Source organism: Nonomuraea sp. NPDC050643 (assembly GCF_040654715.1).
Lineage (GTDB): Bacteria > Actinomycetota > Actinomycetes > Streptosporangiales > Streptosporangiaceae > Nonomuraea.
In genome coordinates this window covers 233,054-257,193 of sequence record NZ_JBFAIM010000009.1, presented here as the reverse complement: position 1 = coordinate 257,193, position 24,140 = coordinate 233,054, and the positions used below count along the sequence as shown (strand labels likewise).

The window sequence follows — 24,140 nt, the reverse complement described above, 5'->3', positions numbered from 1 at the left end:
CATGACAGGAAGTCTAGGAGCCATCGGCGCGATCAGGCGTGGCGGCGAAGGCGATGTCGGCCGCGCGGTCAGCCGAGAAGGGCCTGCGTGCGTGGCGTGCGCACGTACAGCATCGACCGCCCCACCCGGTGCTTGGTGACCGGGCCGGCCGCCAGCAGCAACGTGAGCTGCTCCGACACGCTGCCCGCCGACAGCCGCGTACGGCGGGCCAGGTCCGACGTGGACGCGGGCGCCTCCAGCTCGCGCAGGATCACCGCCCGCGAGCGCCCGATCACCGCGTCCAGCGCCCCGGCCGCCGGGGTCGTGCCCCGCTCCCACAATGTCGCGATCGCCCGCACCGGATAGGTGATCACCGGCTGCCCCGGCGACCCCGTGCGGTACAGCAGGCCGGGCCACACGAACACCGACGGCGCCAGCAGCAGCCCCTCCCCGGTCAGCACCCGCGACGACGACTGCGGCCGATGGTCCAGATACAGGGTGCGCCCCTCCCATCGGATCGCCGGATGCATGCCGGCGAACACTCCGGCGGGCCCGTGCTCGGCCAGTTGCCTGCCGCGGTACAGCAGGTCGCCCTCGAGCAGATGGCGCATGCGCGGCCAGTGCGCCGCCATCGCCACCTGCCAGAACGTCTCGACGGCCGCCACCAGCCGCTCCAGCGCCGGTCCCGGGTCGTCGAGCAGCTCCACGGCGGTGTCCTGCGGCGGGGCGGTCATGCGCCGCAGGTCGGCGCGCACCACCTCGGCCGGTGTGGCGCGCAGCGCCGCCAGCTCCATGGCCAGGTCCGGCGTCGGGGTGGTCGGGATCGGGAACAGGAAGTTGGGGATGTAGCCGCTGCCGGGCACCACCAGATCGAGCAGCGGCGCCAGATCCCCGCCCAGGTGCGGCCCGACCTGCCGGAGCCACGGCAGGTGCAGCGCCCGCCCGGCGGGGGTGCGCGCGGCGAGGACGGCGGCGGTCACCTCGCGCAGCGGGGAGTAGGCGAACCTGATAGAGGTCAGGTCATAGGCGGAGAACGCAAGGGTGAGCATGGCCTGCCCTCGGATTCGGCTGGGGCCGAATGTAGCGCAGGCCGGATGTGGCGGACGGCACCATGGGGGCATGAACCATCGCAAAGTAGTTCTCTATCACCTGATGTCGCTCGACGCGGTCGCCTACGAGGAGAGCGACTGGTTCGTCGACGAGGGCTCGCAACTGGTGTCCTACCTCGCCAAGGTCATCGCCACCCAGGACGACGTCCTGCTCGGGCGCGGCACCTACGACCACTGGGCCGGCTACTGGCCCACCGCGGACTTCGAGCCGTTCGCCTCCTTCATCAACGGCGTGCGCAAGCACGTGGTCACCTCCACCGCGCCGGCACTGGACTGGGCCGGCACCACCGTGGTCACCACCCCCGTCACCGAGTACGTGACCGCCCTGAAGGAGCGGCCCGGCGGCGACATCGGCGTGCACGGCAGCATCGAACTGGCCCGCTCCCTGCTGGGCGCCCGTCTCGTGGACGAGCTGCGCCTGGTCGTGGCCCCGGCGGCGGCCGGCACCGGGCGCCGGGTGTTCGACGGTCAAGAGCTGCCGCAGACGTGGACGCTGACGGACCTCCAGCACGGCAAGAACGGCACCCTGTTCCTCGACTACAGCCTCCGCTGACCGGGCCGGCGCGCCGAGGGCGGCCGAGAGCAGCAGGGCGGTGATCGCGGCGCAGATCGATCGTCTCGCAGAGCGCATGGTTCACCTTTCTCCGACCACGGGAGGGGCTTTCGACCAGGCGTGCGGAGCGCTGTCATGGCGATCACGAGGTCGCGCTCCGAAGGTTGTCAACAGCGCGCGCTCCAGGAAAGATGATCATGCAGCGCGCTGACACGGATCATGCCTGATTGATAGAACAGGCAGATGCCGAAAAGGCGCGAATCGGACCCCGAGATGGAGTAGCCCATGGCCGACGAATCACCCGCCGATTCCTCCCTTCTCGGCCGGATCGACACCACGCGTCCCAGCCAGGCCAGAGCGTGGAACTACTGGCTGGGCGGCAAGGACTACTACCCCGTCGACAAGGAGCTCGCCGAGACTCTCGAGCAGTACTATCCGGGGATGCAGCAGATCGCGCTGCACACCCGGGCCTTCCTCCGGCGCGCGGTCCGCCACCTGGCCGAGGAGAGCGGCATCCGCCAGTTCCTGGACATCGGCACCGGCCTGCCCACCGTGGACAACACGCACGAGGTGGCGCAGCGCGTCGACCCGGCCAGCCGCGTCGTCTACGTCGACAACGACCCCGTGGTGTTGGTCCACGCGCGCGCCCTGCTGACCAGCGACCCCCAAGGGGCGTGCGACTATCTGGACGCCGACGTGCGCGACCCCGACGACATCCTGACGCGCGCCGCGGCGACGCTGGACTTCACCCGGCCGACCGCGCTCCTGCTGCTGGGGGTTTTGGGCACCGTGCGCGACGACGACGAGGCCCGCGCCCTGATCGACCGCTACACCGGCGTGCTGGCACCGGGCAGCCACCTGGTGATCGAGGACGGCACCAAGACGGTCAAACCCCAGCAGGCCGCCCAGGCCGAGCAGTTGCGCGACCAGGGGCAGGTCTACGAGTACGAGTTGCGCACCCCGGCGCGGATCGAACGGTTCTTCGACGGCCTGGAGCTGATCGAGCCGGGCGTCGTGTCCGTCTCCCGCTGGCGGTTCGAGGCGGAGGCGGTCGGCGGCCTGCCGGACGAGGTGGACGCCTTCTGCGGGGTCGCGCGCAAGAGCTGAGCACCGGCGCGCGTGGATGACAGTGGATGACAGTGGATGACAAGGGCCGAGCGCCGGCGCGTGTCGACGGCAAGGACTGAGTGTCAGTGCGCGTCGATGAGCCGCCGCACCATGGCCGCCGTCGCCGAGGCCGGCAGGGCCGCCAGGCCGAGCTCGTCCATCAGCGCGTGATAGGGCAGCACCTCGCTGCTCTTGGTGAGGTATTGCGCCGTGGCGAGGTGCTCGACGTAGACCACGTCGGGCAGCTCCTGCTGGGGGAAGCGCAGGATGGTGATGGGCCCCACCCCGCCGACGTTGCCGCCGGAGGTGAAGGGCAGTACCTGGACGGTCACATGCGGAAGCTCGGCCTGCCGCGCCAGGTGCTCCCACTGGTCGCGCATCACCGCGTCGTCGGCGACGCGGCGGTGCAGCACCGCCTCGTCGATCACCACCCACAGCCGGTGTGCGCCGGGTCGGGTGAGGAGGTGACGGCGGCGCATCCGCACCGCGACGCGGCGTTCGATCTCGTCGGGAGAGGCATCCCGGTGGCGGTGGCCGATGGCCGCACGCGCGTAGTCCTCGGTCTGCAGCAGGCCGGGCACCAACTGGACCTCGTAGGCGCGGATGAGACTGCTGTCCTGCTCCAGGCCCAGGTAGGGCTCGAACCAGTCGGGGATGACGTCTCGGTATTCGTGCCACCAACTGGGCGCGTTGGCCTGTTCGACCAGGGCGAGCAGGCTGGCGCGCTCGGCGTCGTCGCTCACGCCGTACAGGGTCAGCAGGTCGGCCACATCGCGGAGTTTGAAGCCGGTGCGACCGGCCTCCAGCCGGCTGATCTTCGACGGCGAGGCCCGGATGGCGTAGCCGGCGTCGTCGCGGCTGATCTGGCGGGCCTCACGGAACCGGCGTAGCTGCGCGCCGATCAGCACCCGAATGATCGTCGGCCCCGGCCAGGGGGGAGCATCCTTGGAAAGGTCGGCCAGGTCGCCCATTCCGCTTGTCGGCATCCATGCTCCTCGATCGGTGATCCAGCCGCACTCCACCTCTCCATATATTGCCACGCCGGCCGCGTCGGGGCCGATCTCTTCGGCGTAAGCTGTGTGTGCCCGCCGCCGCGGCGGTCACCGTCCTCGGTGATCCTCCAGCAGGACGGCGAAGCCGTCGAGATGACGGGCGAGGCCGTACTCGAACAGGCCGTCCAGGTCCGCCACCGTCACCTCGGGAAAGGCGGCCAGCAGGGGGAACCGGCCGCTGCGGAGGAGCTCGTCGGCCCGCTGCCACCGGTCGAGGCTCACCCCGGTCTCCTGCTCGGCCTCGATCTCCTCCGCCATGGACAGCGCCAGGGAGATGACGAGCGTGTGCAGCGTGAGCGCCTCTCGGATCCGGGTCGTCATGGGCAGCCCGAGCCCGTCGAGCGCGCGCAGGGTCCACTCGGTGTGGGCCATCATGTTGGGCACGGGCAACGGGCGGGTCAGCGAGACGGCCCTGGGCAGCCAGAGGTGCCGCCGGCTCAGCTCCCATTGCCGGCGGGCGACCAGTTCGAGCTTGGCCCGCCAGCCCTCCGGGCCAGGGTCGGGCAGCTCCGCCTCGCCGAAGATCTCGTCGGCCATCTGCGTCACCAGTTCGTCCTTGTTCGCCACGTGCCGGTAGAGCGACATCGGGCCGACGCCGAGCTCGGCCGCGAGCCGCCGCATCGACACGGCGTCGAGCCCCTCGACGTCGGCGATCGCGACGGCGGTGCGGAGCACCTGCTCGCGGCTCAGCGCCTGCTGGGGGCCGCCCGCCTGCCGTGGTCTGGGTGGCGTGGCCGGGCCGGCCGGCCGCTTCGCGCCGGCGCGTGCGCCGACCACCGTGCCGGAGCCGACCTTCGTCTCGACCAGCCCCTCGTCACGCAGGGCCGCCATCGCCTTGGTCGCGGTCGCGACCGCCACGCTCCAGCGCTGGGCGATCTGCCGGATCGACGGCATGCGATCGCCGGGCCGCAGCTCGCCGGCCAGGATCCGGGCCCGGACCTCCGCGACGATCCGCCGGTAGGGCGGCTCGGGCCTCTGCGTGGACGACGACATGGGAACCCCCGGGATGATCAATGAGGTCCACAGTGTACTAGTTCAATTAATCACGCACTAGTGCACTTCTTCTGCCCTATCAACAGGAATTGTCCGCGCCCCGGCAGTCCGCTCAATACTCTGTACGCATGAGTGCGAATACACCGTACGCAACCGTGCGGCAGGCGGATGGCGCAGACCTGCGGGTGGTGTCGGACGTCCTCACCGAGGCGTTCATGAACGACGCCCTCGTCCGCTGGCTCTTCCCCGAGCCGGGCGAACGGCGGCACCTCCAGCCGCGCTTCTACCACCCGCTCCTCGCGCATCCCACCGGCGAGGCCTACCTGGTCGGCGACCGCGACGGCGCGGCGGTGTGGCTGACCCTGGCCGCCGGACAGGCGCCTCACGAGGAGCCTTCGGACGCTCCCGACGCGGGTGCGGTCTTCGGCGAGGGCGGCGCGCGGCTGCGGGCCCTGGGTCAGGCGCTGGCGGTGCGGCACCCCGATCGCGAACCGCACCTCTACCTCCCCTGTATGGGGGTGGCCGGTGCGCGCCAGGGTGCCGGACTCGGATCGGCACTGCTGCGGCACCGGCTGACGCGCGCGGACGCCGACGGGCTCGCCGCGTACCTGGAGGCCAGTTCGCCTCGGAGCCGCGCCCTCTACCAGCGGCACGGGTTCGAGGATCTCGGCGAACCGGTCCGCGTGGCCGACAGCCCGCTCCTGTGGCCTATGTGGCGCCGTCCGCGCCCCTGACCGGCGCACCGCCACCGGAACGACCGAACAGGCACAACGAAAGAGAGCGTCCAATGACGACGAACCACGAATCGGAGCTCGGCACGCCGGTGCACGGAATCGCGGCCGACCGGCGGCCGCCGACCCTGGTGTTCGTGCACGGCACCAACTCCTCCTCGTTCTGGGCCTCGGGGCTGATACGCGAGCTCACCCTGCGCGGGCACCGGAGCGTGGCCGTGGACCTTCCCGGACACGGCCTGGAGCAGTTCGTCCCCCGCTCGTACCAGGCTCCGCAGGACCTCGAGGCGCTGGCCATGGAGCCGTCGCCACTCGCCAAGATCACCATTGACGACTATGTCGAACGCGTGGAGGACGTGGTACGCCGCGCCCGCCGCCACGGGCCGGTGATCCTGGCCGGCGCCAGCCAGGGCGGCGTCACCGTGAGCAGGGTCGGCAACGCCATCCCCGAACTGCTCGACCGGGTCGTCTACGTGGCGGCGTACTGCTGCGTGGACCTGCCGAACATGGCCGCCTACCTCGGCACGCCGGAGAACGGCGACAGCCTGCTGCCCCTCATCGAGGCGGTGAAGGTCGCCGATCCGGCGGTCCTGGGAGTGAACCGGCTCAACTGGCGCTCGGCCGACCCGTCGGTGTTCCACGCCGTCAAGGAGTGCCTGGCCGGCGACTTCACCGACGAGGAGGTGAGCCGGCTGCTCAACCAGCTCGAGTCGGACGAGACCGCCACCATCCCCATCGCCGAGGCCCGGGGCGAAGCGCGAACCTGGGGCCGCATTCCGCGGACGTATGTGCGTTTCACCCTCGACCGGCTGATTCCGCCCGCGCTGCAGGACCGGTTCATCCGCGAGGCCGACCGCCTGACCCCGGGCAACCCGACCGACGTGCGGAGCGTCGCGGCGCCCCACGTCGGCCCGTTCGACCGGCCCGAACTGGTGGAGATCTTCGCCGGGCTGCTGAGTCGCTGACCCGCGTGGAGGCGGCGGGAACCTGACGGTGCCGCCGTCTCCTTCGGGTGCGGGCCGAGGGGGTGGCCCCGCGTCGGGGCCACCCCCTCGTAACAAGATCGAACGTGTGTACGATATGATCGTGGATCCGTGACCGGAGTGAACATCCGGCGTCCGGTCGCCCAACCTGGGAGACCTCGGCGAGTGTCCCGGCCGCTCAGCGGGTGACCACCTGTCACCCCAGGACAGAGGCCATCTCCACCTGTCGTACCCGCCGCTCCTGCCACGCTCCTGAAGGGATCTCCATGACAGCCGACCAGTCGCTCGTGTGCCCGACGTGCCGCGGCGTGCCGGTTTCCATGCAGGCCGCTTCCTATACGCCCGCGCGCGGGCGGCTCATCGTGACCAACGGCTACTGCCCCGGGCACGATGAGCCCGAGCACGCTCCGGCGGACGGCCCTGAGCGGAACGAGAGCGCCGCGCCCCAGACGGCTCCCATCCCGGCGACGCGCGCGCACTGACACCCTGGCCGCCCGGGTGGTCTAGGCTTGCCCGCCCTGCGGTGGCCATCGAGGCGGACCTGGCGGAGGCCGTCGAGGACACCGTCGCCGCCGTGCGCCCCCGGTGCGCGGACCTGGCGGCGCGGGTCGCCGAAGCCCCGGTGACGATGATGCTGGGCCCCGGCCCCGGCCCCGGCCCCGGCTACGGCAGCGCGCGGTACGCGGCCGCCAAGGTGATCGAGGCCGCGGGGGTCTACGCCGCCGGGCAGGATCTGGAGGAGTGGGAGCACGTCGAGACGCTGGCGGGCCCGCCCGGCACGCCCACCTTCGTGATCGCCGCACCCGGCCGTCGGCAGGCGATCGCGGTGGCCGCGCGTGCCCGTGCGCGCGGGCGCCTGGTGGTGGCGGCTGCCGTTCTCGCCCGCCACCGGTCGGCCCCGCGCCTGAGCGCCGGCCTCCCGTTCAGACGCTGCGAAGGACCGAGACCACGATGCCCAGCACCACGGCTTCGTCGCCGTCGATGATCTCGTAGGCGGGGTTGCGCGGTTCGAGATGGACGTGCCCGTTACGCCGGCGGAACACCTTGACGGTGGCCTCGCCGTCGATCATCGCGGCGACGATCTGACCCGAGTGCGCCTCGGGCTGCTGGCGTACCACGACGATGTCGCCGTCGCAGATCGCGGCGTCGATCATCGAATCGCCCCGCACCCGGAGGCCGAACACGTTGCCGCGCCCGGTGAGGTCGCGGGGCAGGGTCAGCGTGTCGTCCAGGTGCTCGTCGGCCGGGATGGGAACGCCGGCGGCGATGTCCCCGACCACGGGCACGGTCACCAGGTCGCCCGCCGGTTCGGGCGCCGAGCCTCGCAGGAACAGGCGCACGTCGATCGGCCGGGTCATCGTCGTGCCGCGGCGGAGGAACCCCTTGTCCTCCAGGCTCTTCAGGTGCTTCGACACCGACGAGGACGACCGCAGCCCGACCGCGTGGCCGATCTCCCGGGTGCTCGGCGGATAGCCGTATCTGACCACCCAGTCCCGGATCGCGGCCAGGACCCGCTGCTGGCGTTGCGGCAGGGCCGAGGCGTCCAGGTAGTCGAACACGTCATGATCGTCGTAGGTGGTCACCTGCGACATGCTAGAGGTCGGCACCGGCTCGCCGGGAACCGTCACGCCCCGGTCTCGGCTCTGCGCCGGCGGTCAGGTCGCCTTGAGGGTGGCCGAGCGGGGCTTGGTCCCAGGTGGTGCCGGTGACCACTTCGCTGACGCGGCCGCGCACGACGCAACCCGCGTACGGGGGAGCGGGGGGCTAGGGGGCGTGCCGGAGTGGGGTGCCGTTGAGCTCGACCTGGCCGGCGGTGCTCCACCACAGGTCGCCGTCCACGGTCAGGTAGGCGTGCCAGCCGTTCACGGGCAGCCGGTCGGCGAGCGCGTCGGCGGTCTCCGCCAGGTACGCCCCGAGACAGGGCCAGGCGCCGTCGAAGTGGCCGCCGTTGTCGTGCACCGTCCAGCCGAGCCGCGCGTACCCGGGGCCCGGCCTGAGGTCGATCACCTGGGCGTCGCCGTCGCATCCGGCGAACGGAAGCCACAGCTCATGCCACCACGGCTCTTGGCCCGGGCCGGGTGGCGTGAAGCCGTCGACGCTTTCTGCCACGTCCATGCACATCTGCCGGTGTTCGACGATCTGGGCGACGGAGAGCGGAGGGTGCTCGGGCAGGACGTTCGCCCATTCGAGCAGGCCGTCGTGCCGCCGTAGCGACTCGACCAGTTCGGCCGGGAAGGCGAGGCCCAGCGTGGCCTGCGCGGCGGCTATCTCGCGGGGGTCGGCCGGCGGGGCGAGCACGGCGGCGCTGGACGGCGCGTGTCGTTCCAGCCATTCCTCGATCCGTCCCCACGCCTCGCCCACAACGCTCATGGCGCGAGCATAGGCGCGGGGTGAGACGGTCTGCTCGCGAGGATCCCCGGCTTCGGAGGCCATCGCTACCCCGCGAACGCCTCCGGCGTGGTGTCGCTCAGGTCGGCGCCGGCGATCCACTCGACGATGGAGTGGTGCCGGGGGCTCCAGCCGAGGAGGTCGCGGGCGCGGGCACCGCGTACGCGGCTGTTGGAGCCCAGGGCGTGCCGGGCGAACCCGGGGTCCCAGAGGTTGCCGGGGGAATCGGGGTCCCAGGGCCGCGGGCCGGGCAGGCCGAGGGCGCGGGCGAGGGCCGACGTCATCGCGCCGAAGGACTCCTCGCCGCTCTCGACGAAGTAGAACGTGCCGGGAGGGGACTTCTCCAGCGCGAGGGCGTACAGGTCGGCCAGGTCGTCGACGTGGACGTTCGACCAGAGGTTGCGGCCCGCGCCGACGTGGCGGACGACGCCGTCCGCGTGCGCCTGGCGGATCAGGGCGTCGATCAGCACGCTCTGGCGGCCCGGGACCCTGCCCCGCCCGTAGACGAGGCTGTTGCACAGGACGGCCGAGCGCACGCCCCGCTCGGCGGCGGCCAGCACCAGCCGGTCGATGGCCACGCGCGCCGCGCGGACGGGATGCTCCGGCTCCCAGCCGCCGAGGGATTCCTCGCCGAAGACGTCCGCCGATCGCTCGCCGGTCGTGCCGGTGGCCACGAAGCCGGAGCCGCTGGTGTGGAGCAGCGGCTTGCCCGAGCCGGCCAGGGCGGCGATGAGGGTCTCGACGGCGCCCCGGTGATCGCTGTCGGCGGCGTTGACGACGGCGTCGGCGCGGTGGGCCGGCCGGGCGAGCGACTCCGCGTCGTCCAGGCTGCCCACCACGGGCTCGATCCCCAGGCGGGTGAGGGCGCCGGCCTTGGACGCGTCGCGGATCAGGCCGGTGACGACGTGGCCGGACTCGATCAGCCGCGCGGCGACGGTGCCGCCGATGAGGCCGCTCGCTCCGGTGACGAAGATGTTCAAAGGGGGCCTCTTTGCCGGTCAGGGTGGTGCGGACGAGGGAGATCCTCGTCCGGCCTCCCTCCCGGGGCCAAACCCTGTTGCCGATCCGGCAACGGCCGGCCGCGGGGTGGCGGAGGCGTGACCCTTACGTCAACAGCCTCCGCCGCCGCCCCCGTCGCCTCCCGAGCAGCCGCCCCCGTCGAAGCCGCCGTAGCCGCTGTCGCCGAGCGTCCCCGAACCGCTGCCGTACGGGAGGCCGGGGTTGCCGGACCCCCTGCGTACGGCGGGCCGGCGGGTCATCAGGGACCACAGCATCCAGACGGCGATGCCGACGATCGCGACCAGGAATCCGGCCGCCAAGACCGTAGAGATTGTCACAAGATCATCCCCCGCAAGTCCTAGAGATCACTTTCGTAGCCCTTGCCCTTTTCACGGTAGATGCGGTGTTCGTTGCGACGAGGGTTCTGCTCCTTTTGCTTAGCGACAGGTCGACAGCTCCACGACAGATACGTGACAGGCGCTCTCGTCATGCTCGCCTTGCCATCCGGGGGAGGTGTGCGCCTCCGGGGCCGAATCTTCGGGGCCGAGCCACTGGGGGGATCCATGCGCGCCGCGCCGCACCGTCGTCGTACATTCCGCACCGCCGCCGTGTCCGTGCTGGTGCCAATGCTCGTGCCGGCGCTGGTGGTGTTCGGCCTGCGGCCCGTGGACGTGTCCGCGGCCACCGGGCCGGAGCCCTCGTCGGAGCCCGGCGCCGCAGCCCCTCCCGTCCAGCGCGGCGGGACGGCCACCGGCCTTCCGCCCAAGTCTCCGGCGAGCGCCACCAGGACGAGCCTGACCGCGCTCGCGGGGACGCCGATCCGGCCCAAGGGCGCGGTCGCCGACCGGCTCGCGCTGCCGCGGGCCAAGGGCCGGGTGCAGGCGGAGCCACGGCGATTGACCGGCGTCAAGGTCAGGTCCGTGCCGTCCGGCGGCCCCGGCACGCGGACCAGAACCGTCCGGATCGCCGCGGCGACGCACGCCGAGGTCGGCGACGACACCTACGTCAACAGCGCGTCCGCCGCCGACCGGTCCGCCCTGAAGTACCTCCGCGCGGGCCGCGACCCGGCCGGCGGCGTGTCGGCCGCCTACCTGAGCTTCGATCTGCGCGGGCTCGCCGATCAGTACATCAGGGGCGCGACGCTCAACCTCTGGACGATCGACGCCGGCTCCTGCACGCCCACCCCGGCCGACGTGTACGCGGTCTCCGCCCCGTGGCGCGGCGGCGCGATGACGCGCTGGCCGGGCGCCCCGCTCGGCCGCCACCTCGGGCAGGCGAGCTTCGCCGCCGGCAGGGCGGGCTGCGCCGCCGCGCGCAAGGGCGTCGTCCTCGACCCCGAGGCCGTCACCGACTGGACGCACGGCGCCCCGTCCCACGGCGTGTCCGTGCGCGCGGCCAACGAGGGCGACCCGGCGGCGTACAAGAGCTTCGGCTCCGCCGACGCCGCCGCCGACGCGCGGCCGTTCCTGGACGTCACCTACGCGGCGCAGGGCGCGGCCTACCGCGTGGACGAGGTGACGCTGCCCACCAACACCCGCGACGGAGAGCTCAAGGCGACGATCACCAACCGCGGCTCGGTGACGTGGACGCCGTCCGGCTCGACGAAGTTCGGCTTCATCGTCAGGCGCGCGGACCAGTCCAGCCAGCAGGTCTCGCCGCATTTCGCCGTCCCCGGCACGGTCGGGCCCGGCGGCTCCGTCCAGGTCACCGCGCCGATCCGGCCGATCGAGCCCGGCGACTACACGGTCCTGCTGACGATGTACGACAACGGGGCCGACTTCGCCGCCGCCCACGGGGTGTCGTACGGCGCGTTCCCGCTCCGCGTCGTGAACGTCCCGCCCAGCGTCGATCGTCAGCAGCCCGCCAACGGCGACGGCGTCGGCTCCATCACGCCCACGCTCTACGCGGAGGGCGTCGACGACGACGACTGGCCCGCCCGCGGCCTCAAGTACCGGTTCAAGCTCTGCTCGGGCACGCCGGAGCAGCCGGCCGGCTGCGTCGAGTCCGGCCTGACGGAAGGCACCTGGACCCCGCCGCCCGGCACGCTGTCGTGGAGCCGGACGTACTGGTGGCAGGTGCGGGCCAACGACACCGTCGACGACGGCCCGTGGTCCGACCCGCTCGCCCTGACCACGATCGTGCCGCAGCCCGCGATCACCTCCCACCTCGGCGGCGTGAATGCCGGCACGGAGGCGCCCGGCCTCGATCCCCAGGTGGGCAACTACTCGGCCGCGACGACGGACGCCTCGGTCGCCACGGTCGGCCCCGACCTGACGATCACCCGGACGTACAACAGCCTCGACCCCCGCACCGACACCGCGTTCGGCCACGGCTGGGCCTCGCGGCTCGACACCAGGCTCGTCCCGGACCAGGACGGCTCGGGCAACGTCGTCGTCACGCTGCCCAGCGGCCGAGAGGTACGCTTCGGCCTCGACCCCGACCGCACGTTCGCGCCTCCGCACGGCGTCAACGCGACCCTCGTGCTCGCCGCCGCCGAGTACACGCTGCGCGACGCGTCCGGCACGACCTACCTGTTCAACGCCGCGGGCCGGCTGGTCCGCATCACCGACCCGGACGGACTGGTCGAGGAGCTCGAGTACGACGTCGGCGGCGACCCCCGGCCCTACGCCGTGGTCAACCGGACCAGCAAACGCCGGCTGACGCTGACCTGGCAGGACGGCCGCGTCGTCAAGGTCACGACCGACCGCCCGTCGGCCGGGGAGGCGCCGCTCGCCTGGACCTACACCTACGACGGCCCGCGCCTGGCGACCGCCTGCCAGCCCGGCCCGGCGCCGAATTGCACCACGTACGCCTACCAGGACGCCTCGCACTACCCGAGCGTCGTGCAGGACGACAACCCGCGCGGCTTCTGGCGACTCGGCGAGCCCGGCCAGAGCGACGGCGCGGCCAGCGTCGTGGCCCGCAGGCCCGGGCGCGACAAGGGTGTTTACCACGGCGTCGCGCTGGGCGCCGCCGGGGCGCTCGCGGGCACGGCCGACAGCGCCGCCGCGTTCGACGGCCAGGGGAGCCGCGTCACGCTGCCCCGCGACCTGATCAGCCCCACGATGTCGGCCGCGTTCGAGCTGTGGTTCAGGACGACGGCCGGCGGCGTGCTCGCGAGCTACGCCGACCAGCCGTTCGGGACCGCGGCGGGCAAGTCGGCCCCGCTGCTGTACGTCGGCCAGGACGGCCTCCTCCGTGGCGGTTTCTGGACCAGCAGGCCCGAGGACGGGCGGCAGGTCGTCTCCAACGCGCCCGTCAACGACGGCCGGTGGCACCACGTGGTGCTCTCCGGCTTCATCGACACCCAGACCCTCTACGTGGACGGCGTCGCCCAGGACACGCTGGCCGGCGTGATCGACCACGACGAGCTCACCCACGTCACGGTCGGGGCCGGCGACACCAGGAAATGGCCGTCGGGTGACAACGGCGACTTCCCCTTCAACGGCATGATCGACGAGGTCGCCACCTACCAGCACACGCTGGGCGCGACCGCCGTCGCCGCGCATTTCGCGGCGGGCGAGCGGGCGGACGTCCTGGTCAAGGTGACCCTGCCGGAGGCGGGGAGGGTCGCGCTGGAGGTCGGCTACGACGACGTCAACGACCGCGTCCGGTCGATGACGGACCGGGACGGCCGGGCCTGGCGGCTGGACCTGCCCGTCCGTGACGAGGCCGAACGCAAGGTGACCCTGCGCGGCCCGTACCCCGACTCGGTGTACACGTTCGACGCCGACCACGGAGGCCGGCCGGCGCGGCTGACCCGTGACGGCGGCACCCGCTCGTGGGAGTACAACGAGGCCGGTTTCCTGCGGCGGCTGACCGACGAGAACGGCCACGCCTCCACCTACACCACCGACGATCGCGGCAACGTGCTGTCGACCACGACCTGCCGCCGGCAGCCCGACTCGTGCCAGACCCGGTACTCCACGTACTTCGTCGACCCCGCGACCCCGCTCGACCCGCGCAACGACCGCAAGCTCAGCGACTCCGACGCGCGTTCGTCGGGCCCTGACGACACCACCTACCGCACCACCTACGGCTACGACGCGGTCGGGCGGCTCGTCTCGACGACGCACCCGGCGCCGAAGGGCGCGAGCGCGCCGACCGAGACCTGGACGTTCTCCACGGGCACGGAGTCGGCCGACGGCGGCGGCACGGTGCCGCGCGGCCTGCTCGTCCGGCACACCGGCAAGCGCTCGACCGCGGTCACCGACTACGTCTACCGCGCCAACGGCGACCTGGTGGAGCGGCGCGAGACCTCGGGGCTGCGGACGCGCTACGAGTACGACGGCGTCGGCCGGCGGACGAGCGCGACCGCGAAGTCCGCGCTCGGCGTGGCCTTCGGCGCGGCCCGCTACACCTACACCCCCCGGTCGCAGATCGCGACCGTGACCACGCCGGGCATCACCAACCCGGTCACGAACGTCACGCACACGCTTGTGACGACCTACGAGTACGACGGCAACGGCAACGAGACCAAGGTCACGCGGGCGGACACGACCGGCGGCGACCCGCCGCGCGTCACCTCCTACACCTACGACCGGTTCGACCAGCTCGCGTCCACGACGTTCCCGGACGGCGGCCAGGAGACGACGCGGACCCTCAACTCCGGCATGGAGGTCCGCCGGACCGACGACCGCGGGATCACCTGGATCACCCACACCGACTCGCGCGGCCGGGTGGTGCGGGAGGTGGCGAGCGGGCCCGGCGCCGACCCGGAGGACCCGGACGCGACCGCGCTCGTGCTGCGCATCCTGTCCTACGACCCGGCGGGCCGGCTCGCGGCCGAGAAGGACGCCGCCGGGCGGGAGAGGCGCTACACCTACTACGACGACGACCGGACGGCCACGGTCACCGCCGTCGGCGTCACCGGGCCCGGCGGCGTCAAGAGGGACGTCGAGCTCGAACGCCACGCCTACGACGCGGCCGGCAACCGGACGTCGCTCACCACGGCGGGCGGCCGGGTGGTCACCTCGACCTACGACAAGGCCGGGCTGCCCGACACCGAGACCCTCGACCCGGCCGGCCTCGCGCGGGCGACCGCGTACACGAGGGACGCGGACGGCCAGCCCCGCGGCGTGACCCGGACGGGGGCGGCGCAGCCCGGCCGCGCCGAGACCACGAGCTACGCCTACGACGCGGCCGGGCGGCTCGCCCGGGAGGACGTCGCGCCGACCGCCGGAGACGTCTACTCCAAGACCTACGTCCGCGACGAGCGCGGGCTGCTGACCGCGCTCACCGACCGCCGCCGCCAGACGACCGAGTACGGCTACGACGCCCTCGGCCGGCTGGCGAGCACGACCTCACCGGCCGTGACGACCTGGGAGAACGGCCGTCAGCAGAGCGGCGTCCGGCCGGTCGCCGCCATCGGGCGCAACGCGTTCGGCGAGGTCACCCGGCTCCAGGACCCGAACGGCAACGTCCTGGCCACCACGTACGACGCCATGGGACGCCAGGAGACGATCCGGCTGCCGGACTACACCCCGCCGGGCGGCCAGAAGCTCAGCCCGGAGCTGCGCAGGGCCTACGACCGGCACGGCAACCTGACCCGGCTGACCGACGCGCTCGGGCGGGTGACGGAGTGGACGTACGACCCGCACGGCAACCTGCTCACCGAGACCCTCCCCGAGGCCGGCGGCCGGGCGAGCACGACGACGCACGGCTACAGCCGGGCCGGCGAGCGGCTCTCGACGACGGACCCGAACGGGGCCACCACGCTCGCCACCTACGACGAGCTCGGCCGCCAGGTCACCGCGACCGACGTCGAACGCCGGCCCACGCTGACCTACCACGTCACGGGCCTCGAGTACGACGACGCCGGCAACAGGACCGCGTACGTGTCGCCGGGCGGGAACACGGCGCGGACGGCGTACAACCAGGCCGGTGAGCCGACCGTGACGACCGACCCGACCGGCCGCAGGCTCGCCTACGGCTACGACCTCGCCGGCCGGGTCGCGAGCGTCACCGACCCCGCGGGCATCACCACCTCCTCCACCTACGACCTGCTCGGCAACCAGGTCGCGGTGACCCAGACGAGCGGCGCGCGCAGCCGGACCACGACGCGCGCCTACGACCCGAACGGCAACCTGGTTCAGGAGACGTCCCCGGCCGGCCGGGTGAAGGCGTGGGGGTTCGACGCGCTCGACCGGGTCGTCCGTCAGGACGAGAAGGTCAGTGACACCAGGACGGTGCGGGTCACGTTCGGCTACGACGCGGCCGGCAACAGGACGCGCTACGTCGACGGCAACCAGAACGCCACCGACCACACCTTCAACACGCTCGGTTTGAGAGAGTCGACGATCGAACCGGCGACGGCGGCGCACCCGGCGCCCGCCGACCGGGCGTTCACCCTCGTCTACGACGCCGCGGCCCAGCTCACGCGGGAGATCGACCCGGGCGGCGTGGTGCGGGCGAGCACGTACGACGGGCAGGGCCGGCTGACCGCCCAGACCGGCACGGGCGCGGAGGCGGCGACGACCGGGCGGACGTTCGGCTACGACGCGGGCGGCCGGATGACGAGCTTCGGCTCGCCCCGGGGCGACACGACCCTCCAGTACGACGACCGCGGCAACCTGCTGACGACGACCGGCGCGACGGGGGCGGCGACGTTCACGTACACGAGCGAGGGCCTGCCGAAGAGCCGGACGGACGCGACGGGCACGACGACGTTCGGCTACGACGTGGCCGGTCGGCTGATCTCGACCGCGGACGGGCTGTCCGGCCGCACGATCGACCAGACGTACGATCCCGCCGGGCGGCCGTGGCACACCACCGAGCGCGGGATGGCCGACTACGTGCGCCGGACGACCGCGTACGACCCGTTCGGCCGGGTCGCGTCGGACCGGCTGACCGAGGCCGACCCGGGCGGCGGCGGGCCCCGCGTCATCCTCGGCACGGAGTACGGCTACGACGGCGACGGCAACATCACGTCGAAGAAGACGATCTCCGAGAACGCCGTGTCGGCCAACGCCTACGCCTACGACGGGGCCGGCCGGCTGACGTCCTGGACGGCGCCGGACGGCACGGTCACCGGCTACGAGTGGGACGACGCCGGGAACCGGACCAGGGCCGGCGCCACCACGTTCACCTACGACCAGCGCAACGCGCCGCTGACGGCGGGCGAGACGGCCTACACCTACCGTCCGCGCGGCACGATGGCGACCTCGGCGCGCGGCGGCGTCACGACGACGACGGCCTTCGACGCGTTCGGCCGCAAGGTCGCCGACGCGGCCGTCGACTACGGCTACGACAGCCTCGACCGCGTCGCCACGCGCGGAGGCGCCGCGTTCTCCTACGCCGGCGTCGAGAACGACGTGGTCTCCGACGGCGCCCGGCTGACCGGCCGCGGCCCGAACGGCGAGCCCGTGTCGGACAGGGCGATCGGCTCCACCGCGACCGCGAAGCTGCTCTACGCCGACCAGCACGGCGACGTGACCGCCCGCTACCGGGGCCTGGACAGCCACGGGCAGCGCGCCTTCGACCCCTTCGGCGCGGTCCGGTCCACCACCGGCGAGATGCCGAACCTCGGCTACCAGGGCGAGTGGACCGACCCGGCCAACGGCGGGGTCAACATGCACGCCCGCTGGTACGAGCCCCGCAACGGTGGCTTCACCAGCCGCGACACGATGACCGTCCCCGCGACGCCCGCGTCGGCGGCGGCGAACCGCTACGGCTACGGCGGCGGCAGCCCGCTGACCAACACCGACCCGTCCGGGCACTGGTGGTTCATCGCCCACCTCATCGTCCACGGGGCGATCCTCGCCGGCGAGCTGATCTTCGCGCCGGAGGCGAACGCGCCGACGTGCCCGTGCCCCCAGGGCGGCTACTACCACTCGTCCCAGGGGATCGCCTCGATCCCGGCCACCCCCATGTCGTCGGACGGGACCAGCGCGGGCGGCGGGTCCGGCGGGGACGGGGGACACGGTGTGGGCGGCGGGTCCGGCGGCGGCGGCAAGAAGCCGACCAAGCGCCCGCGCGTCGTCCCGCCCCCGCCGCCGCCCCCGCTGTGGCTGATCAACCTGTGGCATCCGGTGCCCCGCCAGGAGCCGGGCACGACGACCGTCGAACGTCCCGACGTGGTCGACCTGGCCGGCACCGGCACGCTCGTCAACCGCTCGCTCGACCTGGCGGCCATGCTGATGAAGACGTCGGGGACGAGCGTCTGGGTCGCCGTCGGCGGCGTGCTGGCCCTGGTCTTCGCGATCGCCGTGCTCGCCAAGCTGCCGGAGGACCAGGCGCAGATCCTCACCGACGAGGTCGAGAGCTGTCTGAACGGCACCCAGAAGCCGGCGATCACGTACTGGGACCTCGACGACGACGGGCGGGCGACCGGGGCGGACGCCTGCCTCGACCGGAGCAGCCTCGTCCCGGGCGCCAACGAGATGCCCGGCCACAAGGCGGACTCGAAGATCGGGCTCGTCGGCCTGGAGAAGGCGCGGAAGGACGGCAAGGACGAGCAGCGGTTCACGGAGAAGGGACACCTGATCGCCGCCAACTACGGCGGCTCGGGCAAGCACAAGGAGAACCTGGTGCCGGTCACGGCCCGGGCGAACAAGCAGATGTACAACCAGTTCGAGAAATGCGTCGTCCAGCGGCTGGAGGCGGACGAGCGCGTCTTCGTCCTCGCGGTGCCGGCGTACAAGGACGACCAGCTCGCGCCGGCCGGCGTTCAGATGATCGCCATCGGCAACAAGGGCTATCGCCGTCAGCTCAGCGTCTGGAACGACTCGAGCCCGCGCGGCCCGCTGACGGAGTACTGCACCTGAGCACCCATGGAGGGTTCCGTGAAGCTGTCCAGACTTCTCGCCGCGGTCGCGGCGGGTGTGACGACCTTAAGCCTGCTGTCACCGCCGGCCCAGGCCGCGCCCCCAGGCACGGCCGCCACGCCCCCGCCCACAGCCGTCACGGCCGTCACGCCCCCGCCTGCGGTTACGGCCGTCGTGACGCCGCCCGCCGGCCGGGCGGAGGCGATCCGCCGGCTCGATCCCGCGGTGCGCGTCGAGGCGGGCGTCGAGACCGTGGCGGGCAGGGCGCGTGACAGGCTGGTCGCGGTGGACCGGGACACCCGCGGGCACAGCGTCGTCTACGTGCACGGCGACACGCGCGCCGCGCTGGCGCGGGCCGTCGCCGCCGCCGGCGGCGTGATCACGGACGGCACGTCCGACCTCGTCCGCGCGTCCGTCCCGCGCGACCGCCTGCTCGCCCTCGCCGGGCAGGCGGGCGTCAAGGAGGTGCGCCGCCCCGACACCGCGGTGCCGATGGCCCTGCTGTCCGAGGGCGCGATCGCCGCGGGCGCGCCCGCCTGGCACGAGGACGGCAAGCAGGGCGCCGGCGTCAAGGTCGGCATCCTGGACGTCGGCTTCGGCCGGCTCGAGGCGGCGCAGGCGGGCGGCGAGCTGCCCGCCACCGGCATCACGACCTACGACGGCTCCTGCGGCCCCGAGCACGCCAGCTCGCACGGCACCACCATGGCCGAGGTCGTGCACGACATGGCGCCCCGGGCCGAGCTGTACCTGGCCTGCGTCAAGGACACCCTCGACTTCGACGACGCCGCGCGCTGGCTCAAGGAGCAGGGCGTGCGCGTCGTCAACATCTCGCTGGCCTTCCCCGGCGTCGCGCGCGGCGACGGCGCCGTCACCCCGGGCGGCGCCGACTGGTCCCCGGCCGGCGTCGTCCGCTGGCTGCGCGCGTCGAACGTCCTCGTCGTCGCGGCCGCCGGCAACGAGGCGGAGAAGCACTGGGGCGGCACGTTCACCGACGACGACCAGAACGGCTGGATCACCATCAGCGGCGCCAGCGAGGCGCTGAGCTTCACCGTGCACGGAGGCTCGGAGGTGACCCTGGAGCTGAAATGGGACGCCTGGCCGACGACCACGACCGATGTGGACCTGTACGTGATGCCCACGGCGATCAAGCCGGACGGCCCCAACGACCCGCGCATCGTCGCCAAGTCCATCCGCCCGCAGGCCGGCACGCCGGCCGGCCTCAGCCCGGTCGAGACCGTGAAGCTCGCGGCGGCGGGGGAGGAGGCCGTCACCTACTTCGCGTACGTGCAGGTCAAGGAGGTGCAGATGCCCAGCGCGGCCCGCTACGGCCTCACCGCGTACGGCAACGCCAGCGGCTTCTCCTACACCTCCGGCGCCGGCACCATCGCCGAGCCCGCCACCTCCCCGGCCGCCCTGACGGTCGGGGCGATGCGCCCAGAGGCCACCTCGCTTGAACGCTACAGCGGCCGCGGCCCGACGATCGACGGGCGGCGCAAGCCCGAACTGGCGAGCTACACGGGCGTGAGCACGCTCACCGGCGGCACCGGCACGCGCAAGCTGACCGGCACCTCCGTCGCGGCGGCGCACGTCAGCGGGGCGGCGGCCCTGCTGTTCGGGGCGAACCCGGCCCTCGACGCCTCGCAGGCGCAGGCCGAGCTCACCTCGCGCACCAACCCGGCCGACCTCGACGACGACTGGGGGCACGGGCTCATGGAGCTCGGGCCCGTCCGCGTCCCCTCTCCGCCGAGGGGCAGCGCCTACACGCCGCTGCCGCTGCGGCGGGTGCTCGACACGTTCGGCGCGGCCGGCGGCCATCCCGGGCCGCTGGTGGCGGGGGAGGAGTTCTCGCTGCGGATCGACGGGCTGCCCGACGACGTCACGGCGGTCGCACTGCAGCTCACCGGGTTCGAGGAGGACCTGGAGGAGGCCCAGACCACCCGCCTGGAGGTCTACCCGTACAAGGGACGGCCCACCGGGGTCGCCGCGATGGAGGTGACGGCCGGGCGCGTCGGCGAGACGATGGTGATCGCGACCGTCGATCCGGCGGACGAGCACGTCCGGATCCGCAACGCCAAGGGCTCGGTGCACCTGATCGCCGACCTGGTCGGCTACTTCAGCCCGACGTCGAGCGCCTCCACCTTCTTCGGGCTCGAACAGCCCGCGCAGATCCAGGACACCCGCACGTACGGCACCGCGAACGCCAAGTACGGACCCGAAGAGCAGCGCCGGCTGCAGATCCGCGGCGTCGCGGGCGTCCCCGCCGACGCGACCGCGGTGCAGCTCAACCTGACCGCGTCCGAGGCGAGCGTCGCCACGCACCTACAGGTGTTCACCAGTGAGCGGTGGGGCGCCTGGACGCTCAGCCCGTACCCGGGCGACGAGCTCACCCACACGATCATCGTGCCGATCGCCGAGGACGGCTCCGTGCGGATCCTCAACGAGGCCGGCACCGTGCACCTGGCCGTGGACCTCATCGGCTGGTTCGGGCGGGGCGACGGGGCCAGGTACGTGCCGTTGCAGCACCCGGCCCGCGTCCTCGACACCGAGACCGGCATGTCCGCGCCGCCCCGGCGGCTCGACGGCGGGCAGCGGGCCACCGTGACCGTCGGCGGCCTCGGCACCGTGCCGTACGCCGCCACCGGCGCGGTCGTGTCCGTCCGCCCCGGCACCGCCCCCCGCGCCGGACGGTCACGCGTGGGCGTGTGGGCGAGCGAGTTCGGCTGGTCCGGTCAGCACCTGGCGGTGTCGAACGGGACGCGGGTCCACCAGCAGAGCAACATGGTGCTCACCCCGCTCGGCGCCGGGCGGACGCTCGACGTCCGCAACAACACCGGGCAGGTCCACGTCGGCCTGGACCTGTGGGGCTACTTCGTCGGCGGCGGCGCCGTCGCCCCCGGCCCGCTGCCGGCGGCGAACGGCTGGTGGAGGTTCGACGAGGGCTCGGGCAGCACGATCGCCGATTCCTCCGGCGGAGGCCGCACCGCGACCCGGAGCGGCGGGATGACCTGGTCCGGCGGGCGCGCGGGCGGCAACTCCGGACGGTTCGACGGCACCGGGTTCGCCGCGACGTCCGGCCCCGTCCTGCGGACCGACCAGAGCTTCACCGTGGCCGCGTGGGTCGCGCTGGAGCGGTCGGACGGCTGGTTCACCGTCGCGTCCCAGGACGGTCGGGACAACGCGCCGTTCGTGCTGCAGTACTCCGACGACGTCGACCGGTGGACCTTCTCCACGACCAGCGGCGAAGGCTCGAACCCGGCGGTCGTCCGCGCCGCCGCGCCCACGCCGCCCCTCCTCGGCCGATGGACCCATCTGGCGGGCGTCTACGACGCGCAGGCGAGGCAGACGCGCCTCTACGTCAACGGCGCCCTCGCCGGGCAGCGCGACGGGGTCACGATGTGGCAGCCGGCGACGCCGGGGCCGTTCGTCATCGGCGCGGCGAAGTGGCTCGGCAGCCGGGTCGACCACTTCCCCGGCCTGGTCGACGACGTACGGGCCTACGCCGGAGCGCTCACCGAGCACCAGATCAAGGGGCTGCACACCGGCACGCCGCTCGTCGGACGCAACGCGTGGGCGTTCGACGAGGGCACCGGCACCGTGGCGAAGTCGTCCGGGTGGCCCGACCAGAACATGACCCTGTCCGCGGGCGCCGGATGGACCGACGGCGTCAGCGGCAAGGCCCTCGCCCTCGACGGGACGGCCGGCGCGTACGCCACCTCCGGTCAGAGCGAGGTCGAGATCCCGGGCCCGTACACGGTGTCGGCCTGGGCCCGGCTGACCGGCACCGGCAGCACGCAGACGGTGTTCTCCCAGGACGGCGGGGACGTGCACGGGCTCGCGCTGCAGTTCCGGCACCTGACGAACCGCTGGGTCCTGTCGCTGCCCGCGTCCGGAGCCGTGGGCCCGCAGACCCTGGTGTCATCGGCCGAGCCGCCCACGGTCGGCAGGTGGACCCACCTCGTCGCCACCTACGACACCGCGACCCGCCAGGCCCGGCTCTACGTGGACGGCGTCCTGGCCGGGATCGCGGACACCGTCGCGCAGTGGCCGTCCGGCGGCGCGGCGCAGGTGGGCCGCGCCCGGTGGGGCGGCGCGTACACGGAGCCGTTCCGCGGCGCGATCGACGACGTGCGCACGTGGATGGGCGCCGCCGCTCCGGCCGAGGTGCTCCGCCTCTACCGGGAGCGCGTGCCGGGATAGCGCGGCTTTCCGTCATATTCCGGAATCGCAGATTACCGAATGGCGATTGGAATTCCCCGGCATATCTCGCCGATCGCCTTTTCCTATCGCGCAGCGTGTACGGGCTCAAATGCCCGGAGAAAATCAAGGACGTTGCTCTTCCCAAAAAGGGGGTCCGTACCCAATATGTAAAAGTTCGCCAAATTGGCCTGCAAGAAAGGAAGATCATGCAGCCACGCTCAAGGCACGCCGCAATCGTCTTAGCCACGTTGCTGGCCGTCTCGGGGATGAGCGCGACCGTCTCCACACAGGCGTCAGCCGCGGCGGAGAATCCGTCCGCCCCGGCGACGGGGGTGGTGAACAAGGCTCGTACGCAGAGCCTGCTGGACTTCTGGACCGAGGACCGCATGCACGCGGCCACGCCGGAGCCGGCACCGGTAGCGGACCCGAAGCAGATCCAGGAGCAGATCGAGAACGTCCTGCCGGGCAAGGCCGCCGAGGGCTCACTGCCCACCAAGCGGCTCAGCCCGCAGGACGGCGCGAAGAGCAGCCTGCTGGCCGGCTCGCGCGCGGAACGCTGGGGGCGGCAGGGCAGCATGCCCGCCATCACCATCGGCAAGATCTACTTCACGCGCCCCAACGGCACCGGCGGCTACTGCAGCGGCAGTGTCATCAACGCCAGCAACCGGAGCACGGTGTGGACGGCGGGTCACTGCATCCACTCCGGCGGTGGCGGCAGCGCCAACTACTTCCGCAACATCATCTTCGTCCCCGACGCCGACAACAACAGGGAGCCGTGGGGCCGGTGGACGTGGAGGTACGCCAACACCACCGTCGGCTGGCAGGACAGCGGAAACCTGCGCTACGACGTCGCCGCCATCGCGTTCAACTCGCAGCCTGCCCACGGCAACCTGCAGGACTGGACGGGCTCGCAGGGCTACAAGTTCAACCAGGGCCAGGCGTGGAGCGGCGTCAACACCTTCGGTTTCCCGCAGGACGGTTACCAGCGCACCGATTTCAGCGGTAACGACCTGTGGTACTGCCTGGGCAACACCACGCGCGCCGGCCTGACCGACGACCGCATCCACATCAACTGCGACATGCACCACGGCGCCAGTGGCGGCCCGTGGCTGCAGGACCTGCAGGTGAGCCGTGGCTGGGGTTACATCATCGGCGCGTACAGCCACCGCGACTTCGCCAACGGGGCCCCCACCAACATCGTCGCGAAGTCGGCGAACCACGGTGACGGCGCCATCAACGTGTTCAACGACGTCTCGGTGCGCTGATCCCAGTCCTGAGCGAGGG

At 72.6% G+C, this 24,140-nt stretch carries 16 protein-coding genes; 9 read left to right on the top strand and 7 right to left on the bottom strand.

The window, feature by feature from the left end; genetic code table 11:
- Positions 1 to 68: 68 nt before the first annotated feature.
- Positions 69 to 1,028 (bottom strand): DUF5937 family protein, encoded by a 960-nt coding sequence (locus AB0I15_RS14765; protein WP_358094829.1) that lies wholly within the window; start codon positions 1,026 to 1,028, stop codon positions 69 to 71.
- A gap of 70 nt (positions 1,029 to 1,098) precedes the next feature.
- Here AB0I15_RS14765 and AB0I15_RS14760 point away from each other — a divergent pair, with 70 nt between their 5' ends.
- Positions 1,099 to 1,641: a dihydrofolate reductase family protein gene (locus AB0I15_RS14760; RefSeq protein WP_358094827.1), complete on the top strand. Its 543-nt coding sequence runs from the start codon at positions 1,099 to 1,101 to the stop codon at positions 1,639 to 1,641.
- Positions 1,642 to 1,926: 285 nt separating this feature from the next.
- On the top strand, positions 1,927 to 2,748 hold the full coding sequence (locus AB0I15_RS14755) for an SAM-dependent methyltransferase (RefSeq protein ID WP_358094825.1): 822 nt from the start codon (positions 1,927 to 1,929) through the stop codon (positions 2,746 to 2,748).
- Between the two features lie 83 nt (positions 2,749 to 2,831).
- On the opposite strand, the gene AB0I15_RS14750 is transcribed toward AB0I15_RS14755, so the two are convergent.
- Together AB0I15_RS14750 and AB0I15_RS14745 are read right to left on the bottom strand one after the other, a co-directional pair.
- On the bottom strand, positions 2,832 to 3,734 hold the full coding sequence (locus AB0I15_RS14750) for a helix-turn-helix transcriptional regulator (RefSeq protein WP_358094823.1): 903 nt from the start codon (positions 3,732 to 3,734) through the stop codon (positions 2,832 to 2,834).
- A 114-nt stretch (positions 3,735 to 3,848) separates the two neighbouring features.
- Positions 3,849 to 4,793 (bottom strand): GntR family transcriptional regulator, encoded by a 945-nt coding sequence (locus tag AB0I15_RS14745; RefSeq protein WP_358094821.1) that lies wholly within the window; start codon positions 4,791 to 4,793, stop codon positions 3,849 to 3,851.
- A 128-nt stretch (positions 4,794 to 4,921) separates the two neighbouring features.
- Between AB0I15_RS14745 and AB0I15_RS14740 the strand changes: the two genes are divergently transcribed.
- The 4 genes from AB0I15_RS14740 to AB0I15_RS14725 all read left to right on the top strand — a co-directional run bounded on the left by AB0I15_RS14740 (position 4,922) and on the right by AB0I15_RS14725 (position 7,492).
- On the top strand, positions 4,922 to 5,527 hold the full coding sequence (locus AB0I15_RS14740) for a GNAT family N-acetyltransferase (RefSeq protein WP_358094819.1): 606 nt from the start codon (positions 4,922 to 4,924) through the stop codon (positions 5,525 to 5,527).
- Between the two features lie 53 nt (positions 5,528 to 5,580).
- A complete protein-coding gene (locus AB0I15_RS14735) occupies positions 5,581 to 6,489 on the top strand; it encodes an alpha/beta hydrolase (protein ID WP_358094817.1) in 909 nt (302 codons plus the stop codon).
- Between the two features lie 284 nt (positions 6,490 to 6,773).
- Entirely contained in the window at positions 6,774 to 6,989 is a 216-nt protein-coding gene (locus AB0I15_RS14730) for a hypothetical protein (RefSeq protein WP_358094815.1), read from the top strand.
- A 41-nt stretch (positions 6,990 to 7,030) separates the two neighbouring features.
- On the top strand, positions 7,031 to 7,492 hold the full coding sequence (locus AB0I15_RS14725; RefSeq protein ID WP_358094811.1) for a hypothetical protein: 462 nt from the start codon (positions 7,031 to 7,033) through the stop codon (positions 7,490 to 7,492).
- On the opposite strand, the gene lexA is transcribed toward AB0I15_RS14725, so the two are convergent.
- From lexA to AB0I15_RS14705, 4 genes are all read right to left on the bottom strand, one after another.
- Entirely contained in the window at positions 7,431 to 8,099 is a 669-nt protein-coding gene (gene lexA / locus AB0I15_RS14720) for a transcriptional repressor LexA (RefSeq protein WP_358094809.1), read from the bottom strand. The two genes, AB0I15_RS14725 and lexA, sit on opposite strands and share 62 nt — an antisense overlap.
- Before the next feature lie 172 nt (positions 8,100 to 8,271).
- Complete coding sequence (locus AB0I15_RS14715; RefSeq protein ID WP_358094807.1) at positions 8,272 to 8,877, bottom strand: SMI1/KNR4 family protein; 606 nt, start codon at positions 8,875 to 8,877, stop codon at positions 8,272 to 8,274.
- A gap of 65 nt (positions 8,878 to 8,942) precedes the next feature.
- Positions 8,943 to 9,875, bottom strand: a complete 933-nt coding sequence (locus AB0I15_RS14710) for an NAD-dependent epimerase/dehydratase family protein (protein WP_358094805.1) — start codon at positions 9,873 to 9,875, stop codon at positions 8,943 to 8,945.
- 129 nt (positions 9,876 to 10,004) lie between these two features.
- A complete protein-coding gene (locus AB0I15_RS14705; RefSeq protein ID WP_358094803.1) occupies positions 10,005 to 10,232 on the bottom strand; it encodes a hypothetical protein in 228 nt (75 codons plus the stop codon).
- Between the two features lie 225 nt (positions 10,233 to 10,457).
- Here AB0I15_RS14705 and AB0I15_RS14700 point away from each other — a divergent pair, with 225 nt between their 5' ends.
- From AB0I15_RS14700 to AB0I15_RS14690, 3 genes are all read left to right on the top strand, one after another.
- The gene (locus AB0I15_RS14700) at positions 10,458 to 18,659 is read left to right on the top strand and encodes a DNRLRE domain-containing protein (protein ID WP_358094801.1); all 8,202 of its coding nucleotides are present in this window, start codon (positions 10,458 to 10,460) and stop codon (positions 18,657 to 18,659) included.
- 18 nt (positions 18,660 to 18,677) lie between these two features.
- Positions 18,678 to 22,856, top strand: a complete 4,179-nt coding sequence (locus AB0I15_RS14695; protein ID WP_358094799.1) for a LamG-like jellyroll fold domain-containing protein — start codon at positions 18,678 to 18,680, stop codon at positions 22,854 to 22,856.
- A 206-nt stretch (positions 22,857 to 23,062) separates the two neighbouring features.
- Positions 23,063 to 24,121, top strand: coding sequence for a hypothetical protein (locus tag AB0I15_RS14690; protein ID WP_358094797.1), 1,059 nt, complete (start codon positions 23,063 to 23,065; stop codon positions 24,119 to 24,121).
- Positions 24,122 to 24,140: the final 19 nt, after the last annotated feature.

What these genes read in the sequence shown, in the direction of transcription:
- AB0I15_RS14700 (WP_358094801.1), top strand. Translation starts at nt 10,458, where the DNA reads ATGCGCGCCGCGCCGCACCGTCGTCGTACATTCCGCACCGCCGCCGTG.
- AB0I15_RS14750 (WP_358094823.1), bottom strand. Translation starts at nt 3,734, where the DNA reads ATGCCGACAAGCGGAATGGGCGACCTGGCCGACCTTTCCAAGGATGCT.
- AB0I15_RS14740 (WP_358094819.1), top strand. Translation starts at nt 4,922, where the DNA reads ATGAGTGCGAATACACCGTACGCAACCGTGCGGCAGGCGGATGGCGCA.
- AB0I15_RS14755 (WP_358094825.1), top strand. Translation starts at nt 1,927, where the DNA reads ATGGCCGACGAATCACCCGCCGATTCCTCCCTTCTCGGCCGGATCGAC.
- lexA (WP_358094809.1), bottom strand. Translation starts at nt 8,099, where the DNA reads ATGTCGCAGGTGACCACCTACGACGATCATGACGTGTTCGACTACCTG.
- AB0I15_RS14760 (WP_358094827.1), top strand. Translation starts at nt 1,099, where the DNA reads ATGAACCATCGCAAAGTAGTTCTCTATCACCTGATGTCGCTCGACGCG.
- AB0I15_RS14730 (WP_358094815.1), top strand. Translation starts at nt 6,774, where the DNA reads ATGACAGCCGACCAGTCGCTCGTGTGCCCGACGTGCCGCGGCGTGCCG.
- AB0I15_RS14715 (WP_358094807.1), bottom strand. Translation starts at nt 8,877, where the DNA reads ATGAGCGTTGTGGGCGAGGCGTGGGGACGGATCGAGGAATGGCTGGAA.
- AB0I15_RS14690 (WP_358094797.1), top strand. Translation starts at nt 23,063, where the DNA reads ATGCAGCCACGCTCAAGGCACGCCGCAATCGTCTTAGCCACGTTGCTG.
- AB0I15_RS14765 (WP_358094829.1), bottom strand. Translation starts at nt 1,028, where the DNA reads ATGCTCACCCTTGCGTTCTCCGCCTATGACCTGACCTCTATCAGGTTC.
- AB0I15_RS14745 (WP_358094821.1), bottom strand. Translation starts at nt 4,793, where the DNA reads ATGTCGTCGTCCACGCAGAGGCCCGAGCCGCCCTACCGGCGGATCGTC.
- AB0I15_RS14735 (WP_358094817.1), top strand. Translation starts at nt 5,581, where the DNA reads ATGACGACGAACCACGAATCGGAGCTCGGCACGCCGGTGCACGGAATC.